15 protein-coding genes are annotated in these 19,593 nt (G+C 69.1%); 6 read left to right on the top strand and 9 right to left on the bottom strand.

Annotated features, from left to right (window positions below; translation table 11 throughout):
* The first annotated feature begins 310 nt into the window (after positions 1-310).
* Positions 311-1,519 (top strand): hypothetical protein, encoded by a 1,209-nt coding sequence (locus AC07PR_RS12765; RefSeq protein ID WP_495135519.1) that lies wholly within the window; start codon positions 311-313, stop codon positions 1,517-1,519.
* Between the two features lie 18 nt (positions 1,520-1,537).
* On the opposite strand, the gene AC07PR_RS12760 is transcribed toward AC07PR_RS12765, so the two are convergent.
* From AC07PR_RS12760 to AC07PR_RS12740, 5 genes are all read right to left on the bottom strand, one after another.
* Entirely contained in the window at positions 1,538-1,996 is a 459-nt protein-coding gene (locus AC07PR_RS12760) for a PaaI family thioesterase (RefSeq protein WP_377161488.1), read from the bottom strand.
* Positions 1,997-2,137: 141 nt separating this feature from the next.
* Positions 2,138-2,929, bottom strand: coding sequence for an SDR family oxidoreductase (locus AC07PR_RS12755; RefSeq protein WP_483107368.1), 792 nt, complete (start codon positions 2,927-2,929; stop codon positions 2,138-2,140).
* A gap of 83 nt (positions 2,930-3,012) precedes the next feature.
* Positions 3,013-4,839, bottom strand: coding sequence for an acyl-CoA dehydrogenase family protein (locus AC07PR_RS12750; protein ID WP_495135518.1), 1,827 nt, complete (start codon positions 4,837-4,839; stop codon positions 3,013-3,015).
* A 121-nt stretch (positions 4,840-4,960) separates the two neighbouring features.
* On the bottom strand, positions 4,961-6,136 hold the full coding sequence (locus tag AC07PR_RS12745) for an acetyl-CoA C-acyltransferase (protein ID WP_495135517.1): 1,176 nt from the start codon (positions 6,134-6,136) through the stop codon (positions 4,961-4,963).
* 28 nt (positions 6,137-6,164) lie between these two features.
* Positions 6,165-8,261 carry a 3-hydroxyacyl-CoA dehydrogenase NAD-binding domain-containing protein gene (locus AC07PR_RS12740; protein ID WP_495135516.1) on the bottom strand — a complete coding sequence of 699 codons (2,097 nt, stop codon included), beginning with the start codon at positions 8,259-8,261 and terminating at the stop codon, positions 6,165-6,167.
* Positions 8,262-8,491: 230 nt separating this feature from the next.
* Between AC07PR_RS12740 and AC07PR_RS12735 the strand changes: the two genes are divergently transcribed.
* Together AC07PR_RS12735 and AC07PR_RS12730 are read left to right on the top strand one after the other, a co-directional pair.
* Positions 8,492-9,619 (top strand): hypothetical protein, encoded by a 1,128-nt coding sequence (locus AC07PR_RS12735; RefSeq protein ID WP_495135515.1) that lies wholly within the window; start codon positions 8,492-8,494, stop codon positions 9,617-9,619.
* 150 nt (positions 9,620-9,769) lie between these two features.
* The gene (locus AC07PR_RS12730; RefSeq protein ID WP_495135514.1) at positions 9,770-10,591 is read left to right on the top strand and encodes a hypothetical protein; all 822 of its coding nucleotides are present in this window, start codon (positions 9,770-9,772) and stop codon (positions 10,589-10,591) included.
* A gap of 29 nt (positions 10,592-10,620) precedes the next feature.
* Here the strand turns inward: AC07PR_RS12730 and AC07PR_RS12725 are convergent, their stop codons facing one another.
* Positions 10,621-11,151, bottom strand: a complete 531-nt coding sequence (locus tag AC07PR_RS12725; RefSeq protein WP_377161474.1) for a hypothetical protein — start codon at positions 11,149-11,151, stop codon at positions 10,621-10,623.
* A gap of 236 nt (positions 11,152-11,387) precedes the next feature.
* On the opposite strand from AC07PR_RS12725, the gene AC07PR_RS12720 reads away from it, so the two are divergent.
* From AC07PR_RS12720 to AC07PR_RS12710, 3 genes are all read left to right on the top strand, one after another.
* Positions 11,388-13,361, top strand: coding sequence for a hypothetical protein (locus AC07PR_RS12720; RefSeq protein WP_495135513.1), 1,974 nt, complete (start codon positions 11,388-11,390; stop codon positions 13,359-13,361).
* Between the two features lie 35 nt (positions 13,362-13,396).
* Entirely contained in the window at positions 13,397-15,409 is a 2,013-nt protein-coding gene (locus AC07PR_RS12715) for a hypothetical protein (RefSeq protein WP_495135512.1), read from the top strand.
* Between the two features lie 135 nt (positions 15,410-15,544).
* A complete protein-coding gene (locus AC07PR_RS12710) occupies positions 15,545-16,579 on the top strand; it encodes a hypothetical protein (RefSeq protein WP_495135511.1) in 1,035 nt (344 codons plus the stop codon).
* Positions 16,580-16,598: 19 nt separating this feature from the next.
* Here AC07PR_RS12710 and AC07PR_RS12705 read toward each other — a convergent pair whose 3' ends face one another.
* The 3 genes from AC07PR_RS12705 to AC07PR_RS12695 are packed head-to-tail and all read right to left on the bottom strand — an operon-like array spanning position 16,599 to position 19,581.
* Complete coding sequence (locus tag AC07PR_RS12705; RefSeq protein WP_377161797.1) at positions 16,599-17,357, bottom strand: ABC transporter ATP-binding protein; 759 nt, start codon at positions 17,355-17,357, stop codon at positions 16,599-16,601.
* A gap of 32 nt (positions 17,358-17,389) precedes the next feature.
* Positions 17,390-18,178, bottom strand: coding sequence for an ABC transporter ATP-binding protein (locus AC07PR_RS12700; protein ID WP_483107377.1), 789 nt, complete (start codon positions 18,176-18,178; stop codon positions 17,390-17,392).
* A gap of 8 nt (positions 18,179-18,186) precedes the next feature.
* The gene (locus AC07PR_RS12695) at positions 18,187-19,581 is read right to left on the bottom strand and encodes a branched-chain amino acid ABC transporter permease (RefSeq protein ID WP_495135510.1); all 1,395 of its coding nucleotides are present in this window, start codon (positions 19,579-19,581) and stop codon (positions 18,187-18,189) included.
* Between the last annotated feature and the right edge of the window lie 12 nt (positions 19,582-19,593).

Raw genomic sequence — 19,593 nt, 5'->3', positions numbered from 1 at the left:
ATCCATGTCAGCGCATGGCTCATGAAAGGGAATCGCGGGCGGAAACCCGGCCACGATCCGTGACGGAATGCCGACGATTGAACCACGCCCTCTTCCCCCTTCACGTCCCTCGGGTGACAGAAAAGAACGAGCGTGCTTTTTCTGAGGCGACCTGCAGATTCGTGTCAAGAACCGGGGCCTGCGGCTGTCGACTGACATCGTCCTTCCAGTCCTACGCCACGTCACCATGTCGCAGATCTTCCGTCGCTCCCATCTTCCCTCCTGGCTCGGCGGCAATGACGGGCCGGCGCAGGCGCCGAGAGATCCTCAGGTGCGCAAGTGGATTGAAAGGGAGAAGCACGGGAAGGAGGCCCTCGCCGCGGCCCGGCTGATCGAGAAGGCCCTGGTCCGCAAGCCGGAGACCCTGGACCTGTCGGCGGTGCCGCATCGCCTCCTGGACGGGCTGACCGGCAGCCTGATGCAGCGCCTGAGCGGCCCGACGCGAACCCTGGTGTTGCCGCAGGATTGCCCTGTGGACATCGCCTTGCGATTGATGTGCGTGATCGGCGCGCGTCACATCGAGCCGAAGCCGGTGATGGCGGCGGTCGAGGAGGCGCTGTCGCCACGGCCCTGCTCGAAGCCGCGCCGGCTGCGGCCCCGGACACCGCCGGTCCCCGTCGCGCCGGCGCCGACCAGCACGGACTCATCGGTCTATGACGTGCCGCCTCGCCTCACCGGCCACGAGTACGCCATCCCTCCTCGCCGCACCGGCCACGACTATGCCGTTCCTCCGCGCCGCGGTGACAACGACGACGTCATTCCGCCCCGCCGCAGCAAGGACCACGACGTCCTTCCCCGCCGCGACAGGGGCATCTACGAGCGCCCCGAATCCCTGGTCGTCCCCAAGGGTCCGGCCTCCCTGCAGCGTCGCGATGGCAAGGACCACACCCTGGACACGAGTCCTTTCGAGGGCTCGGTCTATGTGGAGGGCCCGGACGAGGTCGAGGGCTCGAGCTACGTGTTCGCCGAAGCTCGACGCGCGCCCGCCGGCCTGGCGGATCCGGTCCATGTCAAACACAAGGCGGACGCGATGGAGATGCGTCGTCAAGGCGTGCCTCTCGACATGGTGACGCCGCGATCGTCGCTCGGCGCGACGATTCAGCAGGTCTCCGCAGCGGTGGATGCGCTGCGCGCGCCGATGGCCTGGCTCCAGACCCGCGCCAGCGACGAGGGTCAACACCCGCGCTGCGCCATCTCGTCATCGGATGCGATCGCCATCGCGCGCGCGTTGGTCGCCGTGCCGCCGGATCACCTCAGGGCGGCGGAACGCCAGTCGATGATCGAGGCGAAGATGGTGCTCGTCTCGAGGCGCCCCGCTGCCCCGCTCGAGCTTGCGCCCGAGACCATCCGTCATCTGGACGTCGCACTGGATGTCGTGCGCCGGCTGGTCGCGGACCAGGATCCGACACCTCCCCCACTGCCGGCGCGGAACTCCGCCAACGAGCGACTCCGGTCGGTCCGGAGCACGGCGCAAGGATGAGCCCTCGGGGCGACGGGTTCAGTCCTCGCTGCGCTGCAGCGCCTTGAGGCTGCGGCCCTTCCCGGGCAGCGCCTTCAGGTACTTGAAGGTGCCGGTCGAATGGGCGCAGAGCTTGCCGTCCTCGCCGTAGACCGCGCCGTCGCAGAAGGCCATCGTCGTCGAGCGGTGCAGCAGCCGGCCCACGGCCCGCAGCGCGCCCTCGCCGGGGCGCATGAAGCTGGTCTTCATCTCCACCGTCACCACGCCGGGGCCGAAGCCCGGCTGGTCGCGGTGCACGCTGCGCGCCGCATGCGCCATCGCCACGTCCAGCAGCGTCATCAGCACGCCGCCATGCGCCACTTCCCACGAGTTCAGATGCAGCTCGCGGATGTCGACCCGCAGCTCGGCCTCGCCCTCGTCGATGCGGACCAGCTCGAAGCCCAGCTGCTGGACGAAGGGGATGTGGACGGGGAACTTCAACGACGGCTTTTCAGTCACGACAACCTCGAATCACGGGCAGATGCGCCCACGACGGCATGACGGCGTCCCCGCCAAGCGGAGCCCGGAGATCCGGCTCTGCCGGGCTCTCGGGCTCGCCCCCCGGTGGGGGGCGCGCGAAGCGCGTAGGGGGAGGAGCCATCAACTGCCGTGGACGGCGGAGACGCCGCCGTCGACCGCGAGGATCTGCCCGGTGATGTGCTTCCCGGCGCGGCTCGCGAACAGCAGGGCGGCGCCCTTGAGGTCCTCATCATCGCCGATGCGCTTGAGCGGGGCGTGCTCGGCGAGCTTCTCCTCGCCGATCGCCGCCATCAGGCCCTTGGTCATCTTGCTGGGGAAGAAGCCCGGCGCCAGTGCGTTGACGGTGATGCCGTACACGCCCCATTCGCCGGCCAGCGCGCGGGTGAAGTTCACCGCCGCGCCCTTGCTGGTGTTGTAGGCGATCGTTTTCATCATGCCGCTGTTGCCGCCCAGGCCGGCGATCGAGGCCACGTTGATGATGCGGCCCGACTTGCGCGGGATCATGCTGCGGCGCGCGACTTCCTGGCTCATCACGAACAGGCTGCGGATGTTCAGGTCCATCACCTTGTCCCAGGCTTCGACCGGGTGGTCCTCCGCCGGGGCGCCCCAGGTCGCGCCGGCGTTGTTGACGAGGATGTCGATCTTGCCGAGCTTCGCGAGCGTCTGATCGACGATGCCCCGCGCCTGCGCCTCGTCGGAGGCGTCGGCGGCGATGTACTGCGCCGCGATGCCGCGCGCCTTCAGATGCGCCACGGCTTCCTCCAGATCGCCCGCCTTGCGCGAGCTCAGCATCAGCGTCGCGCCGGCCTCGCCGAGCGCCTCCGCGATCTGCAGCCCAAGGCCGCGGGATCCGCCCGTCACCAGCGCCACCTGGCCGGTCAGGTCGAAGAGGTCTTGTACCTTGCTGCTCATCGTTGTCTCCTTGATGTTCTCGATGTGGGTCATGTCACCGTCGCCGCCGTCGTCGACGGCGGTGACGGCGGTGACGGCGGGGGTCAGAACCAGGCGTCCTGCATCTCGCGCGTGAGCGCCTCGCGCCGCGCGACCACGCCGAGCCAGGCATGGATCTTGGGCAGCTCATACGCGAAGAAGTAGCGCTGCGCGGCGCGCTTGCCATGGGCGAAGTCGTCCTCCCGCCCATCGAGCGAGAGCGCCACGTCCAGCCAGATCCACGCCAGCACCGTGTGCCCAAAGGCCTGCAGGTACGGCGTCGCGTTGGCGAGCGCCGCCTCGGGCTCGCCGGTCGACCAGGCCTTCTTCGTGGCGCCGCCGACGGCGGCCAGCGCCGCGCCGAGTTCGTTCGCCGCTTCGGCAAGACCTGGCACCTGGCCGGCGCGCTGCGCGGTGTCGCTGATGCGCGCGGCCAGCGCCATCAGCGCCTGCCCGCCGTCCATCACGACCTTGCGGCCCAGCAGGTCCAGCGCCTGGATGCCGTGCGTGCCCTCGTGGATCATGTTCAGGCGGTTGTCGCGCCAGTACTGCTCGACCGGGAAATCACGCGTGTAGCCGTAGCCGCCCAGCACCTGGATCGCGAGCGAGTTCGCCTCCAGGCACCACTCGCTGGGCCAGCTCTTGGCGATGGGGATGAGGACCTCGAGCAGCCGCTTCGCCGCGGCGGCCTCGTCCTCCGACCCCGTGTGCTGCTCGTCGACCAGCCGCGCGCAGAACAGCTCCAGCGCCAGACCGCCCTCGACGAAGCTCTTCTGCGCCAGCAGCATGCGCTTGACGTCGGCGTGCTCGATGATCAGCGCCTGCGGCCGCGCCGCGTCCTTCCCGCCGGAGGTGGTGACCGGCCGACCTTGCGGACGCTGCCGCGCGTACTCGAGGCTCGCCTCGTAGCCCGCGTAGCCCAGCATCACCGCGCCGAGGCCGACGCCGATGCGGGCCTCGTTCATCATGTGGAACATCTGCCGCAGGCCGTCGCCGGGCTTGCCGACGAGGTAGCCGATGGCGCCCTTCTTCCCGCGCGGCGTGTGGCGTCCTTCGCCGAAATTGAGCAGGCAGTTCGTCGTGCCCCGATACCCGAGCTTGTGGTTCAGGCCCGCCAACGCCACGTCGTTGCGCTCGCCGGTGAGCTGCCCGCCCGTGTCGACCAGGTGCTTGGGCACGATGAACAGCGAGATGCCCTTGGTGCCCGGCAGCGGCTTGCCGTCGGGTCCGGGGATCTTCGCCAGCACCAGATGGACGATGTTCTCGGTGATCTCGTGCTCGCCGCCCGAGATCCACATCTTGTTGCCGGTGAGCCGGTAACGCGGGCCGAGCGGATCGGCCTCGAAGTCCGCGCCGTCAGCCTCGGCGCGCGTGGCCACGTCGGACAGCGACGACCCGGCCTGCGGCTCCGACAGGCACATCGTGCCGAACCAGCGCCCGGACAGCTCGTTCATCGCGAAGACGTCGCGCTGCGTGTCGGTGCCGTGCGCCATCAGCAGATTGGCGTTGCCGTTGGTCAGCATCGCGTAGCCGCCCAGGGACACGCTGGCCTTGCTGAAGAAGCAGTTGGCGGCCATCTCGACGACGCAGGGCAGCTGCATGCCGCCGTGCTCGTAGTCCTGCGCGGCGGCCAGCATGCCGGAGCCGACGTAGGCGGCGAGCGCCTCGTGCGTCGCCTTGGGCAGAAACACGCGCTCGCCGTCGAAGCGCGGCTCCTCGGTATCGGCCAGGCGGTTGAACGGCGCGAACTTCTCGCGGGCGATCTTCTCGCAGGTGTCGAGCACCGCGTCGAAGGTCTCCCGCGAGTGCTCCGAGAAGCGCTCGCGCCGGCCGAGGTCCTGCACCTTCAGCCAGTCGTAGAGAAGGAAATCCAAGGTCTGGCGCATGCGCATCTCACAACAGAGGCGGAGCGAAGCCCGCCGACTCATCAAGCGGAGCCCGGGGATCCGGCTTTGCCGGGCCCTCGGGCTCGCCCCCTGAGGGGGCCGGCGTCAGCCGGTAGGAGGGTGCTCGTCAGAGCACTTCGAACACGCCGGCGGCGCCCATGCCGCCGCCGATGCACATCGTCACGCAGACGCGCTTGGCGCCGCGACGCTTGCCTTCGATCAGCGCATGGCCGGTCAGGCGCTGACCCGACACGCCGTACGGGTGGCCGATCGCGATCGCGCCGCCGTTGACGTTCAACTTGTCCATCGGGATGCCGAGCGTGTCCGCGCAGTACAGCACCTGCACCGCGAAGGCCTCGTTGAGTTCCCACAGGTCGATGTCCGACACCTTCAGGCCCAGGCGCTTGAGTACCTTGGGCACGGCGAAGACCGGGCCGATGCCCATCTCGTCGGGCTCGCAGCCGGCCACGGCGAAGCCGAGGAAACGACCCAGCGGCTTCAGGCCCTTCTTCTGGGCATAGGCCTCGCTGACGATCGCGCACGCGCCGGCGCCGTCGCTGAACTGGCTGGCGTTGCCCGCGGTGACCACGCCGCCGGGGACCGCCGTGCGGATGTCCTTGATGCTCTCGTAGGTGGTGCCCACGCGCAGGCCTTCATCGACGCTGACGGTGACCTCCTTCGTCGTCATGCCGCGCACCTTGTCGGCGACGCCGGCCATCACGGTGATGGGCACGATCTCGGCGTTGAACAGGCCCTCGGCCTGCGCGGCGCAGGCGCGCTGCTGGCTGGCCGCGCCGTAGCGGTCCATGCGCTCCTTCGGGATCTTGTAGCGCTGGGCGACGTTCTCGGCCGTCTGCAGCATGGACCAGTAGATCTCGGGCTTGTGCGCCGACAGCCAGCTCTCGTGGCCCATGTGGCGGTTGGCCTCGTTCTGGACGCAGGAGATGCTCTCCACGCCGCCGGCGACGAACACGTCCGCCTCGCCCGCGATGATGCGCTGCGCCGCGGTCGCGATGGTCTGCAGGCCGCTGGAGCAGAACCGGTTGAGGGTCTGTCCGGAGACGCTCACCGGCAGGCCGGCGCGCAGCGCGATCTGGCGCGCGATGTTGCCGCCGGTGGCGCCTTCGGGCGTGGCGCAGCCCATGAGGACGTCCTCCACCTCGCCGCCCTCGATGCCGGCGCGCTCCAGCGCCGCGCGCACCACGTGGCCGCCCAGCGTCGCGCCGTGGGTCATGTTGAACGAACCCTTCCAGCTCTTGGCGAGCGGGGTGCGGGCCGTGGAAACGATCAATGCCTTGCTCATTCTTTTCTCCTGATGCGGTCCGCGGGGGTCAGTCGTTGAAGCCCTTGCCCTGGTCGGCCAGGCGCTGCAGCAGCGGCGCGGGCTCCCAGAACTTCCCGTCGTCCAGCGGGTTCTTGGCGAAGCGCTTCATCGCCTGCACCACGTTGTAGAGGCCGACCGTGTCGGCGTAGCACATCGGGCCGCCGCGATGGAGCGGGAAGCCGTAGCCGGTGAGGTAGACCATGTCGATGTCGGAGGCGCGCAGCGCGATGCCCTCCTCCAGGATCTTGGCGCCCTCGTTGACCAGGGCGAAGACCAGGCGCTGCACGATCTCCTCGTCGCTGATCTTGCGGGGCGTGATGCCCAGCGTCGAGCGGTGCATGTCGATCATCTCCAGCACCGTCTTGGACGGGATCGCGTCGCGCTTGCCGGGCAGGTAGTCGTACCAGCCCGCGCCGGTCTTCTGGCCGAAGCGGCCCATCTCGCACAGCAGGTCGGCGGTCTTGGAGTAGCGCAGGTCCGGCTTCTCCAGGTAGCGGCGCTTGCGGATGTACCAGCCCACGTCGTTGCCGGCCAGGTCGCCCATGCGGAACGGGCCCATCGCGAAGCCGAAGCGCTCCACCGCCTTGTCCACCTGCTGCGGCGTGCAGCCCTCTTCCAGCAGGAAGCCGGCCTGGCGGCTGTACTGCTCGATCATGCGGTTGCCGATGAAGCCGTCGCAGACGCCGGAGACGACGCAGGTCTTGCGGATCTTCTTGCCCAGCGCCATCACGGTGGCCAGCACGTCCTTGGCGGTGGCCGCGCCGCGCACCACCTCCAGCAGCTTCATCACGTTGGCCGGGCTGAAGAAGTGGGTGCCGATGACGTCCTGCGGGCGCTTGGTGAAGGCCGCGATCTTGTCGACGTCCAGCGTCGAGGTGTTGCTGGCCAGGATCGCGCCGGGCTTCATCACCGCGTCGAGCTGCTTGAAGACCTGCTCCTTGACGCCGATGTCCTCGAAGACCGCCTCGATGACCAGGTCCGCCTGGCCGATCTCGGCGTAGCTCAGGGTCGTGCCCAGCAGGCTCATGCGCTGGGCGTAGCGGTCTTCCTTGAGCTTGCCCTTCTTGACCTGCGCCTCGTAGTTCTTGCGGATGGTGGCGACGCCGCGGTCCAGCGCGTCCTGCTTCATCTCGAGGATCGTCACCGGGATGCCGGCGTTCAGGAAGTTCATCGCGATGCCGCCGCCCATCGTGCCGGCGCCGATGATGGCGACCTGCTCGATCTTGCGCAGCGGCGTGTCCTCGGGCACGTCGGGGATCTTGGACGCGGCGCGCTCGGCGAAGAACGCGTGGCGCAGCGCCTTCGATTCGGGCGTCAGCATCAGCTGCTGGAAGGCGTCGCGCTCGGCGCGCATGCCGTCCTCGAACTTCATGGCCACCGCGTTCGCGACCGTTTCCACGCACTGCAGCGGCGCGGGGAAGTTCTTGGCCATCGCGCCGACGGTGTTGCGCGCGAACTGGAAGTAGGCCTGGGCTTCAGGATGCTGGGCCTTGATGTCGCGCACGCGGGGCAGCGGGCGCTTGTCGGCGATGCTCATCGCGAACTGGACGGCGCTGTCGATCAGGTCGCCCTCGACGACCTTCTGGAACAGCACCTGGCCGGGCACCTGCGCGAGCTGCTCGCTGAGGACCGGCTCGCCGCTGACGATCATGTTGAGCGCGGGCTCGACGCCCAGCGCGCGCGGCAGGCGCTGCGTGCCGCCGGCGCCGGGCAGCAGGCCCAGCTTCACCTCGGGCAGCGCGATCTTGGCGCCGGGCGCGGTCACGCGGTAGTGGCAGCCCAGCGCCAGTTCCAGGCCGCCGCCCATGGCGACGCTGTGGATCGCGGCGACGACCGGCTTGGTGCAGGACTCGACGCGGTTGATCAGCGAGCCCAGGTTGGGTTCGGCCAGCGCCTTGGGCGAGCCGAACTCGCGGATGTCGGCGCCGCCGGAGAACGCCTTGCCGGCGCCGGTGATCACGATGGCCTTGATGGCGGGATCGTTCTCCGCCTTCTCGACGCCCTCGGCGACGGCCAGCCGCGTGGCGTGACCCAGGCCGTTGACCGGCGGATTGTTGAGCGTGATCACCGCGACCTGACCGCGGACTTCGTAGCTGGCACCCATGCTTGTTCCTTCCGATGCTGAAGAGTCGCCTCGCCGCGGCCGCGTGTCTCCGGAGGCCGCCGGCGAAAAGAACGATCGTTCGATTCTAGGCAGCGCCGAGGCGCGCGGATTGTCTCTGCTGTGACAGGGCGCTACGGGGGAAGTGCGGAGCGCCCGGCATGAGCGACCGAACACGTCGCCGCCCGCCCGCCACTCTGTCTGTCGGTTCGTTGAACGTCTGACACCTCGCCATGTTCCCCTCACCGATTTCCGGCGCCTTCACCGGCGGCGCGGAGCCCTTGTCCCTGGACGCCGTCTCCTGCGTGGAGAGCACCCCGCCCCGGGAGTCCCAGGACACCACGCGCCAGACCCTCGACGCCTTTCACAGGGACCTCGCGCTGTCCCTGTCTCCGCAGGTCACGGCATTGCTGGCGCGAAACAAGGAACTCCTGGGCCGGATTGACGAAGCCGGGCGTACCCCCCACAGGAACCGTCCGCTGTCGTCGGCTGGCGAGCTCGATCCGGAGGTTCTGGCGGACATCATGACGCTGCTGCGCGCCGTGCCGGCCGCCCTGCTGCCAGTCAATGTCGCACGGGAGCACAGCACGTGGTTGCGCTTGCTCCGAGACCCCGTCGCGCGCGAGATGGCGCTGCCACCCGATCTGATCCCGGAACGCGACTTCCTGGGCGCACTCAACGACTTGCGCCTCGCGCTACATCACCAGGTCAAAGCCCTGAAACGGCTGGCGCAGGGTGGCCGGAAACATGATCCGATCCTGGTGCGGCGGCTCTCCCACCTGGTGCAGTGGGAGGAACGGCGCGGACTGGCCCCCGGCACCCATCCCCAGATCATCTCGGACGCGCTGAAGTCGCAGTTCTGGCGCGAAGAGCCCGGGAGCTACTCCTCTTGCAAGGACGTGCCGCTCGACAACCCGACCCATGCGCCGGCATGGCCTCCATTGGAGTTGCTGAAGTTGATCGGACCGCCCAAGCACGGCTTGCATCTCATCATGGGTGACCAGCGGCCTGCGGATGCGCGTGCGTTTGCCGAGCGGGCCGCGGCCGCGGGCACCCGGGCGATCAGCGTCGCGCTCAGGCCCGGCGAGGCATGGCCCGAAGCGTTCTGCATCGACGGGGTCTTCAGCGTGCGCATCGGCGCCGACGATCGATCGACCTTGAATGCCGCATTCGCCGAGATCGCGCCGCAACTGCGCCCGGGCGGAAGCATCCGCTGGACGCTGCACCAGGCGCCGATCGTGGCGCCGGACGGCTGGCAGCTGGAAGGCGACACGCTGGTCCGGCGCGAGCAGGACCACGAGACACTCCCTCGTCGGCAAGCCCAGCGTCCAGGTCTCGGAGGTGGCCTGGCCCTGCTGTGACAAAGGGCCAAGGGGGATGTGCGGAAGGCGGCCGCCTGAACGGATCAGGCGAACCCGAAGTCCCGCGCCCACCGACGTGTCCTGCGGCATCCCGTCCGGCAGCCCGTCGCGGGTCGGGGTCCGTGAGCTTGCGTTCAGCGGAGATTCAGCATGCATGCCCTCCCCCGCATCGCGGCACAGGCCGCATCCTGCGGCGAAGCCGACTCGACGACGATCGTGCCCGCGCACGAACATCCATGGGGCGACTTGCCCGACGACCCGTGGCTGGAGGCGCTGGCTGGCGGCGAGCCGCTTCCCGTCTCGCAGTCTCAACGGGCGGCGTTGCGCGCGTTGCCGGATTGGCTGGCGACCGTCCAGGAGCGGCTCGTCCATGCCCATGACGGCGCGTTGAGCCTCGACGACCTGGCGCCACTGGCCCGGGCCGAGCGCCAGGATGCGCAGGCCTTGTTGATGCTGCTGCCCCCCGGTCTGCTCTGCGCCCGGCACCAGGCGCAAATCCGCGAGTGCCGACAGCTCCTCGGCGGCGACGCGCCGCGGGACTGTTCGTACGAGCAACTGCTTCGTCTTCACGAGCTGCTGGGCGAGCTCCAGCCCCTGTTCGATCGCGTCGTTCCGGGCGGCGCGAGATTCGACGCCGAAGTGCTGCAAGGCCTGGCGGGCCTCAAGCGGTGGGAGCGTTCGCAGCACGACACGGTCCATCCCTACATCCGCCAGGACATGGCGGACCTGCTGAGGCTCGCGGCCGTGACCGATCCGGAGCGGGACGCGTCTCCCACGGTGCTCGGCGCCTGGCGCTCGGGGGCCGATCGCCTGGGCGACCTGGCGGCGCCCGATCTTCCGGACGCGGAACTCCTGCGTCAGCTGCACCTTCCCCAGGGCCTCGTCCGGATGGAGCTGGAAGGTCAATGGCCCAGGGACTGGGACGAGCTGCGCCGCAAGGCGGAAGCGGGCGGCATCGCGCTCATCGGCTGAAGGGCCGGCGCGCCGGCCGCCGCCACGGCTCAGAAGGGCTTGTCGAGTTGCGTCGGCATGAAGCCGCGCGAATTCGGACCGTCGTCGTCCTGGATCTCGGTGCGGGCGAAGCCGCCCTGGGCGGCGCGCTCGCGGGCGCGGTCCTGGCGCTCCAGCGCGGCGTCGACGCTGGCGACCGTGGGCGCCGGCGCGTGCCGCGGCTTGTCGATCGGACGGAATGCCGGCAGCGGCGTGGGCGCGCTGATCGGCGACACGGAATCCAGCGGCAGGATGGAATCAGCCCCGTCGCCCGTGTCGTGCGGCGCGGCGGCGATCGCCGCCTTGCGGCGCAGCCGTTCGACGACCAGGCGAAGCTCGCCGAGCTCCATCTGCTGGCGCTCGATCTGACGACGCGCCTGCGTGGTCTGCTCGTTGAGCAGCAGACGCGACGATTCGATCCGGTCGATCAGCCGGCGCGCGCGCCTGAGCTTGGGCCACCACCACCCGCTCACCGCGGCGCCACCGACCGCCAATCCGGCCAGCGTCCCGACGACCATCATCCATGGCTGCACCGAATTCATCTGGGAGGCTCCCTGTTCTTGTTGCCTGCCGGTCAATGTAGTGCGACGGCCGTGCGACGGGGCCCCGCGAGCCACCCGGATCAGGGGACGGCGCAACGGCGCGGAGGGGCCATGAACGTGGGGGGTGGGGATGTCGGGACAGGGGCGCGGGGTCGAAACAGCCAAGGCATCGCGGCACTCGACGAACCGGCGGAAAGACCTGGGCACTACCTTTCCCCCTCGGTTCGGACACCGCCATGATCCCTCCCGGCTCCACCACGGCTGCCGCCTACCCCGCGCGGGACGCGGGCGCTGATGTCGAGCACGACCCGCATCCGGTCGCCACGGCGCGGTCGTTCGCCTGGTCGCTTCCCGCCGAGGAGATGACGAAGTTGGAGCGACTCGAACGGGGCGAGCGGTTGGCACTCTCGCCGCCGGTCGAACGATGCCTGAATCGACTGGCCGCGGTCGACGACCACGTGTCGGGCAGCGCGTTCCGGAGAGCATTCCTGGAACGCCGGCTGGCCCGCCCCAGCGACGAGGAAGCGCAAGCGCTGATCGCCGAGGTGCCCCTGTGCCTGCTGAGCGCCGGACAACGGCAGCACGTCCTCGCGCTGCGACGGCACGGGCTGCGCGGATCGCGTGCAAGCGCCCCGTTCTTCGATCCGGCGGCCCGCAGGGAGGACCTGTGTCTCGCGACCCTGGACATGTTGAACGCCGCCCGCGGCGGCATGGGAAGTTCCCGGGCAACGGTGCTGGCGACGCTTGCCCGATGGGAGGCCGACGTGTCCTTGGAACCCGAGGCGAATGCCCGGGCGAGCGGTGGCCGCGCATTGCGCGAGGTGGTGAGGGACCCGGGCGAAGGGCTCCTGCAACTCGACGGTCACGGCTTGACGGACCGCCCCGCGCCTGAGTTCTCCCTGCCGCCCCGCGCGCTTGTCGAGGCGCTGGACCTGCGGGGGCGGGATCTCGTCGCGGAACTGGGCGCGGCCCGTCCCTGGGATCTCCAGGCCTTCCTCGACACCGAGCGCGCCATCGACCTGCGCGACTGGAGCCTGCGCCTGAGCCGCGACGATCCGGGCTTGTCCCCCCTGTTGATTCCGGACGGCGCCGAGCACGTGTTCCTCTGGGGAGATCCGGACCGCTGCGCCCGCTTCGCGCTGGCATTGGCCCGTGGGGAAGCGCGTCGACTCCGGGAAGTGCGCGTCAATGAACCCATGCCGCATGGGCTGGGTCCGCTTCCGGACGGCTGGCACGCCGATTCGATGGCAGGGGTATGGCGCCTATCTGCCGAAACGCCCGTCGAAGCCCCGGATCCCGCGTCGGCATTCGCGTACTGGGGCGGCGACGAGCTCGCGGATCTGAGGGACTGGCTCGGTACCTCCGACGACGGCCGGCGCCTGATGGAATTCCTCGACACGTTCAGGAAGAAGCTGACCGAACTGAGTGAGCCCGGCGCGCCCGCGCTGCGCGAAGACATGATCGCCCGGGGTCGACGCCTGCTGCGGATGCTGGCCGACCAGCCAGAGTTGTTGTCCGAGGTGGTCTGCGATCTGGTGGACCTCGGCCCCTGCGTCGACGCGCTGGGGCAGGCGCTCTCCGACATGGAACTGACGATGCGCACCGGCGGCGCCGGCTCCGCGGACGACGCCGCCGGCGCGCTGCTCTGCATGAGCTCGCGCAGTCTGGGCCAACTGCACGTCAGCTTCACGGGCGGCAACATCGCCGAAGACATCGAACGCGCCATCGGGCTGCAGGCCTTGCTCGACCTCCGACTGGCGCAGATCACGGGGAAGTCGTTCATCCGCGCCGCGCTGCCCTTCTACGCCGAGATCGGCGGCATGAAGCACCGCGTGGTGGATCGCGAGCCCACGGTGGCCGACTGGAAGGACGGCCCGCGAGCGGCGGCCGAATTGATCCTCGCCAACGAGGTCCGTGCCGACTTCCCGATGCTGCGTGAACTCATGAAGTCGACCCGCGGGCCGGCCTGTCGCGCCACGCAACGGCTGATCCTCGATCCGTCCTACCAGGCGGCGAATGCCGAGTGGCAACAGCGATTCCTGGAGGCAGGAGAACGCGCGGACGAGGACCCATCGGACCTCGAGGCCGAGCGGCACTACAGGGAGATCCAGACGCAGATGCCGCTCGAGCTGGACAAGCTGACCTTCGCCCTGATGGACGGGTGGCTCGATCCCCTGCGCAAGGCCTACCCCGCCTCGGCGGACTCCTGATCGGGCCGAGCGCCCGCCGTCCGGACGCCGGACACATGACCACGGTCAACGAACCTGCGGGAAGGACTGAGCACTACCTTACCCTCAACTTGGACAGCGCCATGATCCCTTCCCGTCAAGCCACAGCGTCTCTCGGCACCACGACGTGGGACGACGACACCCCCCTTGAACATGGCACGCGCCAGACCGGCCTGCCGCCGCCCTGGTCGCTGCCGGCGCACGAGGTGGCGAAGATGGAACGACTCGAACAAGGCGAGACGCTGGCCCTCTCGCCGCTGGTCGAAAGCTGCTTGAATCGACTGGCGGAGGTCGAACCTGGCTGGCCAGAAAGCCCGTTCCGGAGAGTCTTCGGGCCCAGCAGGCGGCGCAAACCCCCTGACACCGAGGAAATGGCGGCAATGATCGCGGAGGTGCCCCTGTGCCTGCTGAGCGGTCGCCAGCGGCAGCAAGCCCTCGCGCTGCGGCAGCAAGGCCAGGGCGCCTCGGAGACGTCGGCGCCCGACTTCGATACGCATGCGTCCCGCAACGACCTGGTCATCGCGTGCATGGACGCCTTGCAGGCCGCTCGTGGCAACACGGGCGCCCCCTGGACGAAGGCGCTGGCCAAGCTCGCCCGATGGGAGACGGACGCGTACTCGGATCGGGACGCGGAGGCCAGGGCCAGCGGCGGGCGAGCCTTGCGTGAAGTCGTGAAGGACACGTTGCAGGAGTGCCTGTATCTCGACGGTCAAGGCCTGACCCGCCATCGCGCCAGCCGGTTCTCACTGCCGCCGCCGGCGCTCCTGGCCGAACTCGACCTGGAGGCGCGCGACTTCAATGTCATCCTGCGTCACGCCCGGCCCCTGGACCAGGACAGCGTCCGCGATGCGCTGAACGGCCTCGATCTGCGCTCCTGGCAAGTTTCTCTCGGCGACGAGCCGCCCGAGCACCTCTCATGGATGCCGGACTGCGCCACACACGTCGATCTCCGGGGCGACTCGGATCGCTGTGGCCGCTTCGCCGTGGCGCTGGCCAGTCAGCCGGACCGCGCGCTGCTGCTGGTGAGAATGCCTGCCGACACGGAAGACCCGCTTGAAGCCCCCAGCGGGTGGCGCGCCGAGCGCTCGGCAACGTCATGGCAGCTGACCAGGGAGACGCTCCAGCAGGCCCAGGGGTCTGCCGCGGTGCTCGCCGACTGGGGAGCCGAGGATCCCGAGGCTCTCTGGCGGGCGATCGAGGGGTGCGACGACGGCCAGCTCCTGGTGGACTTTCTCGTGGAGTCCAGCCGGCAGCTGACCGCGCTGGGCCCGCTGTACGCAGGCATCGTCCGCCAGGAGATGATGGCCCGCAGCCAGAGCCTCCTGCAGATGCTGACCGCCGAGCCCGCGTTGCTGTCCGAGCTGAGCAACGACCTGGCGGGCCCCTGGACCTGCATCGATGCGAAGCGCAAGACGCTCGCCAGCATGGACCAGATGCTCCGCGCGGGCAGCGACCCGGGCGCCCTGATGCGCATGAGCCTGCACGACCTGGCCGACCTCTACGTCGGCATCCATGACCCCGACGCGGAAAACATCGAACACAGCCTCTCGCTGCAGGCGCTGATCGACTTCCGGCTGACGCAGATCACGGAGAAGCCCTTCACCCGGACCGGCGTCCCCTTCTTCGTACAGCAGAGCGGCATGAACCACAGGGCGCTGGGTCGCGAGCCCACGCTGGAGGACTGGCCGGACAGCCCGCGGCAAGAGGTCGAACAGATCCTCGGCGACGAGGTCCGTGCCGACTTCCCGACGCTGCGCGAGTTCATGCAATCGACCAGCGGAACGGCCCATCGCGCCGTGGAGAAACTGCGGCTCGATCCGTCCTACCAGGCGGCGAACGAGGAGTGGCAACAGCGATTCCTGGAGGCCGGGAACCGCGCGGATGATGACCCATCGGACCTCGAGGCGGAGCGGCGCTACAAGGAGATCCAGGAGCAGATGCCGATCGAGCTGGACAGGCTGACCTTCGCCTTGATGGACGAATGGCTCGATCCCTTGCGCAAGGCCTACCCCGCCTCGACAGGCTCCTGACCGGGCACGTCGCCCTCGCGCCGTGCCGACGACGGCACTCGACCCACGGAACCGCGATGGCCTCCAGCCAACTCAACGCCCCCCGATGCAACTGGAATCCAAATGAACCTGGACTCGACGTCCTCGATGCCTCCTATGCCTTCCATGCCTTTGATGGGCGTCCCCGCCGGGACCGACGGCACGCCTGAGAGGCGCGCCGGCGTGCCTTGCACCCCCGACGCGTGGCGGCTCGACGACCGCCAGACGCTGCTGATGGATCGCTTGGCCCTGGACGGCAGGTGGACGCCGTCTCCGGAAGAACGCGCGGGGTGGGAGACCGTCGAAGACATCGTGAAGAACGCCGAGGACTGTCTGAGTGCCAGCACGTCGGGCCGCCATGTCGCCCTGCTGCTGAATGCGGCCCAGGCGGCCGCCGTTCGTGCGGCGCTGGCGTCGCTGCCGGAATGTCTCTACCGCCCCTTGCCCGGCATCCCCAAGCTGCGCGAGCTCGGCGACAAGCTCGATGGCCCCGCCGGGTGCGCGCTGACCCGCGGCGATCTCGAGATCCTGGCGACGACCTGGCATCTCACGAAGGATCTGCGGATCGGCACGTACACGCAGAAGCCGGGGGACGACCGGGCGCTGCTGGCACAGCGGGCGCGCTTTGCCCAGTGGATCCACGCCGCGCCCACACAGGACCGGGCGCGCTGTCGCGCGGCGACGGTGGACGCCATCCTCGACGCGACGGACCGGATGGAGAAGCACGGCGGGGCCGGGTTCCCGACGGTCCTGCCCTTCTCGGTGCTCGAATGCGCCGAACTGCCGCCACCCGGCCTCATCGGCACCGTCTGCTATCGCGCCGGGGCGGCGCTGATGCTGAGGAGCATGCACCTGTATCGCATGCCGGATCCGGCCCAGTTCAAGGAGAGCGCCGAACGGCTGGGGATCGAGCACCTGGACTGCCGTGCGCCGGACGGGACCCTGGTCGAGGGATGCAACCTCTCGACGCTGTCGATGCTCTCGCTCTGGAGCGCCGACCCCTCACGCCTGGATGTGGCGCGCCTGTTCGGCCAGATGCGGGCGATGCCTCGCCTGCGATGCGTGATGCTCCCGCGCGGCCTCGAACTGCCGGGCATTCCCAAGGGCTGGGACTACGGACCCGCGCTGAACGTGCTGCAGCGATACCGATGAACGGCCATCGCGCGCGACTTCAGACTTCCAGCCACTCCTTGCGCACGTAGGCGTTCGCGCGCAGGTCCGCGGGCGTGCCTTCGAACACGATGCGGCCGTGGCCCATCACGTAGCAGCGCTCGGAAATCTCCAGCGCGATCGCCAGCTTCTGCTCGACCAGCAGCACCGACACGCCGCGCCGCTTCAGTTCCTTGAGGTACTCCGCGACCAGCTCGACGATCTTCGGCGCCAGGCCTTCGGTCGGCTCGTCGATCATGATCAGGTCGGGATCGCCCATCAGCGTGCGGCACAGCGTCAGCATCTGCTGCTCGCCGCCGGACAGCACGCCGGCCTCGGTGTGCTGGCGCTCCTTCAGGCGCGGGAACATCGCGTACATGTCATCGAAGCTCCAGCGCGGCTTGGCGGCGCCTCGACGGCCGCCCCCGCTGCCTTTCTCGCCGAGCAGCAGGTTCTGGTGCACCGTGAGCTTGGGGAAGATGTCGCGGTTCTCCGGCACGTAGCCGATGCCGCGGTGCGCGATCTCGTAGGCCTTGCGGCCCAGCAGCGCTTCACCGCCCCACGCGATCGAGCCCGTGCCGTCCACCTGGCCCATGATCGTCTTCACCGTCGTCGAGCGGCCCGAGCCGTTGCGGCCCAGCAGGCTGACGATCTCGCCGGGCCGGACCTCCATCGTCACACCGTGCAGCACATGGCTCTTGCCGTAGAAGGCGTGGACGTTGTCGAGCTGCAGCGCGCGCGAACTCGCGACCGCCGCGGCACCCGTCGACGCGGCGCGCATCGCGCCGATGTTGGTGTCGTTCATCGCGACGCTCATGCCGGTGCTCCCGCGGTCTGCGATTCGGCCAGCACCGAGCCGAGATACGCCTCCTGCACGCGCGCATTGGCGCGCACCGCATCGGGCGTGTCGAAGGCGATCACCTCGCCGTAGACCAGCACCGCGATCTTGTCGGCCAGGCCGAAGACCACGCCCATGTCGTGCTCCACCGTCAGCAGCGTGCGACCTTCGGTGACCTGGCGGATCAGCTGGATGAAGCGCTTCGTCTCGCTCTTGCTCATGCCCGCCGTCGGCTCGTCCAGCAGGATCACCTGCGCGCCGCCGGCGATCGTGATCCCGATCTCCAGCACGCGCGCCTCGGCGTAGGTCAGGTTCACCGCCGGCACGTCGCGCTTCTTGTCGAGGTGAAGCATCTCCAGCAACTCCTCGACGCGGTCGTTGACGTCGTCCATGCCGGCGAGGAACTTCCAGAACGCGTACTTGTGCCCCATCGACCACAGCAGCGCGCAGCGGATGTTCTCGAACACCGACAGCCGCGTGAACAGGTTGGAGACCTGGAAGCTGCGCGACAGCCCGCGGCGGTTGATCTGGTACGGCGCCAGTTGGTCGATGCGCTCGCCGAAGAGCCGGATCTCGCCGCTGGTGGGCGCGAAGCGGCCGCTGATCAGGTTGAACAGCGTGGACTTGCCGGCGCCGTTGGGGCCGATGATCGCGACGCGTTCGCCCGGCTTCACCGCCAGTTCCGCGCCGCGGATGATCTCGCTCTTGCCGAAGCTCTTGCGCACGGATTTCAGTTCCAGCGCATAGGGAGCCGAAGCAGTCATGGTCTCGCTCACAGGCTCTCCCTCCGCTTGATCTCTTTCTCGATCTCTTCCTGCGCACTGTCCCACTCGGCGCGGAACTCCCGGCGCACGAGTTCGAACAGGCCCAGGCCGGTCAGCAGCACGAAGCCCGCGCCGAACCAGGATTCAACGCTCTTCGCATTCAACGCCACGCCCAGGTAGCTCATCTGCGGGCCGAGCGCCTCGTTGAGCTGCAGGTGGTAGAGCATCTCCACCATCGCCGATCCGCCCACCAGCATCGTCAGCGCCGCGCCGGCCAGGCCGAGATACGAGGGCCACAACGACCGCAGCTTGCCGAAGGCCGCCAGCCGCAGGTTCATCATGATCAGCGAGGCGATGCCGCCCGGCGCGTACATCACCATGAACAGAAACACGAGGCCGAGGTAGAGCAGCCAGGCCTTGGTCAGTTCCGACAGCAGCACGGTCGCCACGACCATCAGCACGGCGCCGATGATGGGCCCGAAGAAGAAGGTCGCGCCGCCGAGGAAGGTGAACAGCAGGTAGGCGCCCGACCGCGCCGCGCCGACGACCTCGGCGTTGACGATCTCGGTGTTCAGCGCCGACAGCCCGCCCGACACGCCGGCGAAGAAACCCGCGATCAGGAACGCCAGGAAGCGCACCCACTGCGTGTCGTAGCCGATGAACTCGACGCGCTCGGGGTTGTCGCGCACCGCGTTGAGCATGCGGCCCAGCGGCGTGCGCGTGAACGCGAACAGCAGCGCCGTGCAGACGAAGGCGTAGATCGCGATCAGGTAGTACACCTGGATCTGGGGACCGAAGGTGATGCCCCACACGGCCTTGCCGACGACGCGGTTGGAGGAGACGCCGCCCTCGCCGCCGAAGAACTCCGGCAGCATCAGCGACATCGACCAGATCAGCTCGCCCAGGCCCAGCGTGATCATCGCGAAGGGCGTGCCCGACTTCTTCGTCGACACGTAGCCGAACAGCGCCGCGAAGAACAGGCCCGCGAAGCCGCCGACGATCGGGACCAGCCCGACCGGCAAGGCCAGCTGACCGGCGCCCACGACGTTGAGCGTGTGGATCGCCAGGTAGGCGCCCAGCCCGGTGTAGACGGCGTGGCCGAAGCTCAGCATGCCGCCCTGCCCGAGCAGCAGGTTGTAGGACAGGCACGCGATGATCGCGATGCCCATCTGCGACAGCATCGTCTGCGCCAGGCCGCTGGTCCACATCAGCGGCGCCACGAACAGCGCCAGCGCGTAGAAGCCCCAGATCAGCCAGCGGCCGACGTTGTGCGGTTTGAAGTGGTAGGTCTCGCCGCGTTTCGCGCGGGCATGGACGCGATGCGCGCCGCCGGACGGGGTCGCGGACGACGGGCCCGGAGACGAGGCCGTCGGCGGAACGGCGGGCGCGGAGGAGGAAGGCATGACCACGGACAT

Source organism: Roseateles sp. GW821-FHT09H11 (assembly GCF_059415845.1).
Note: the sequence above shows the minus strand (reverse complement) of the source record. Positions and strands in the feature narration are given on the sequence as shown.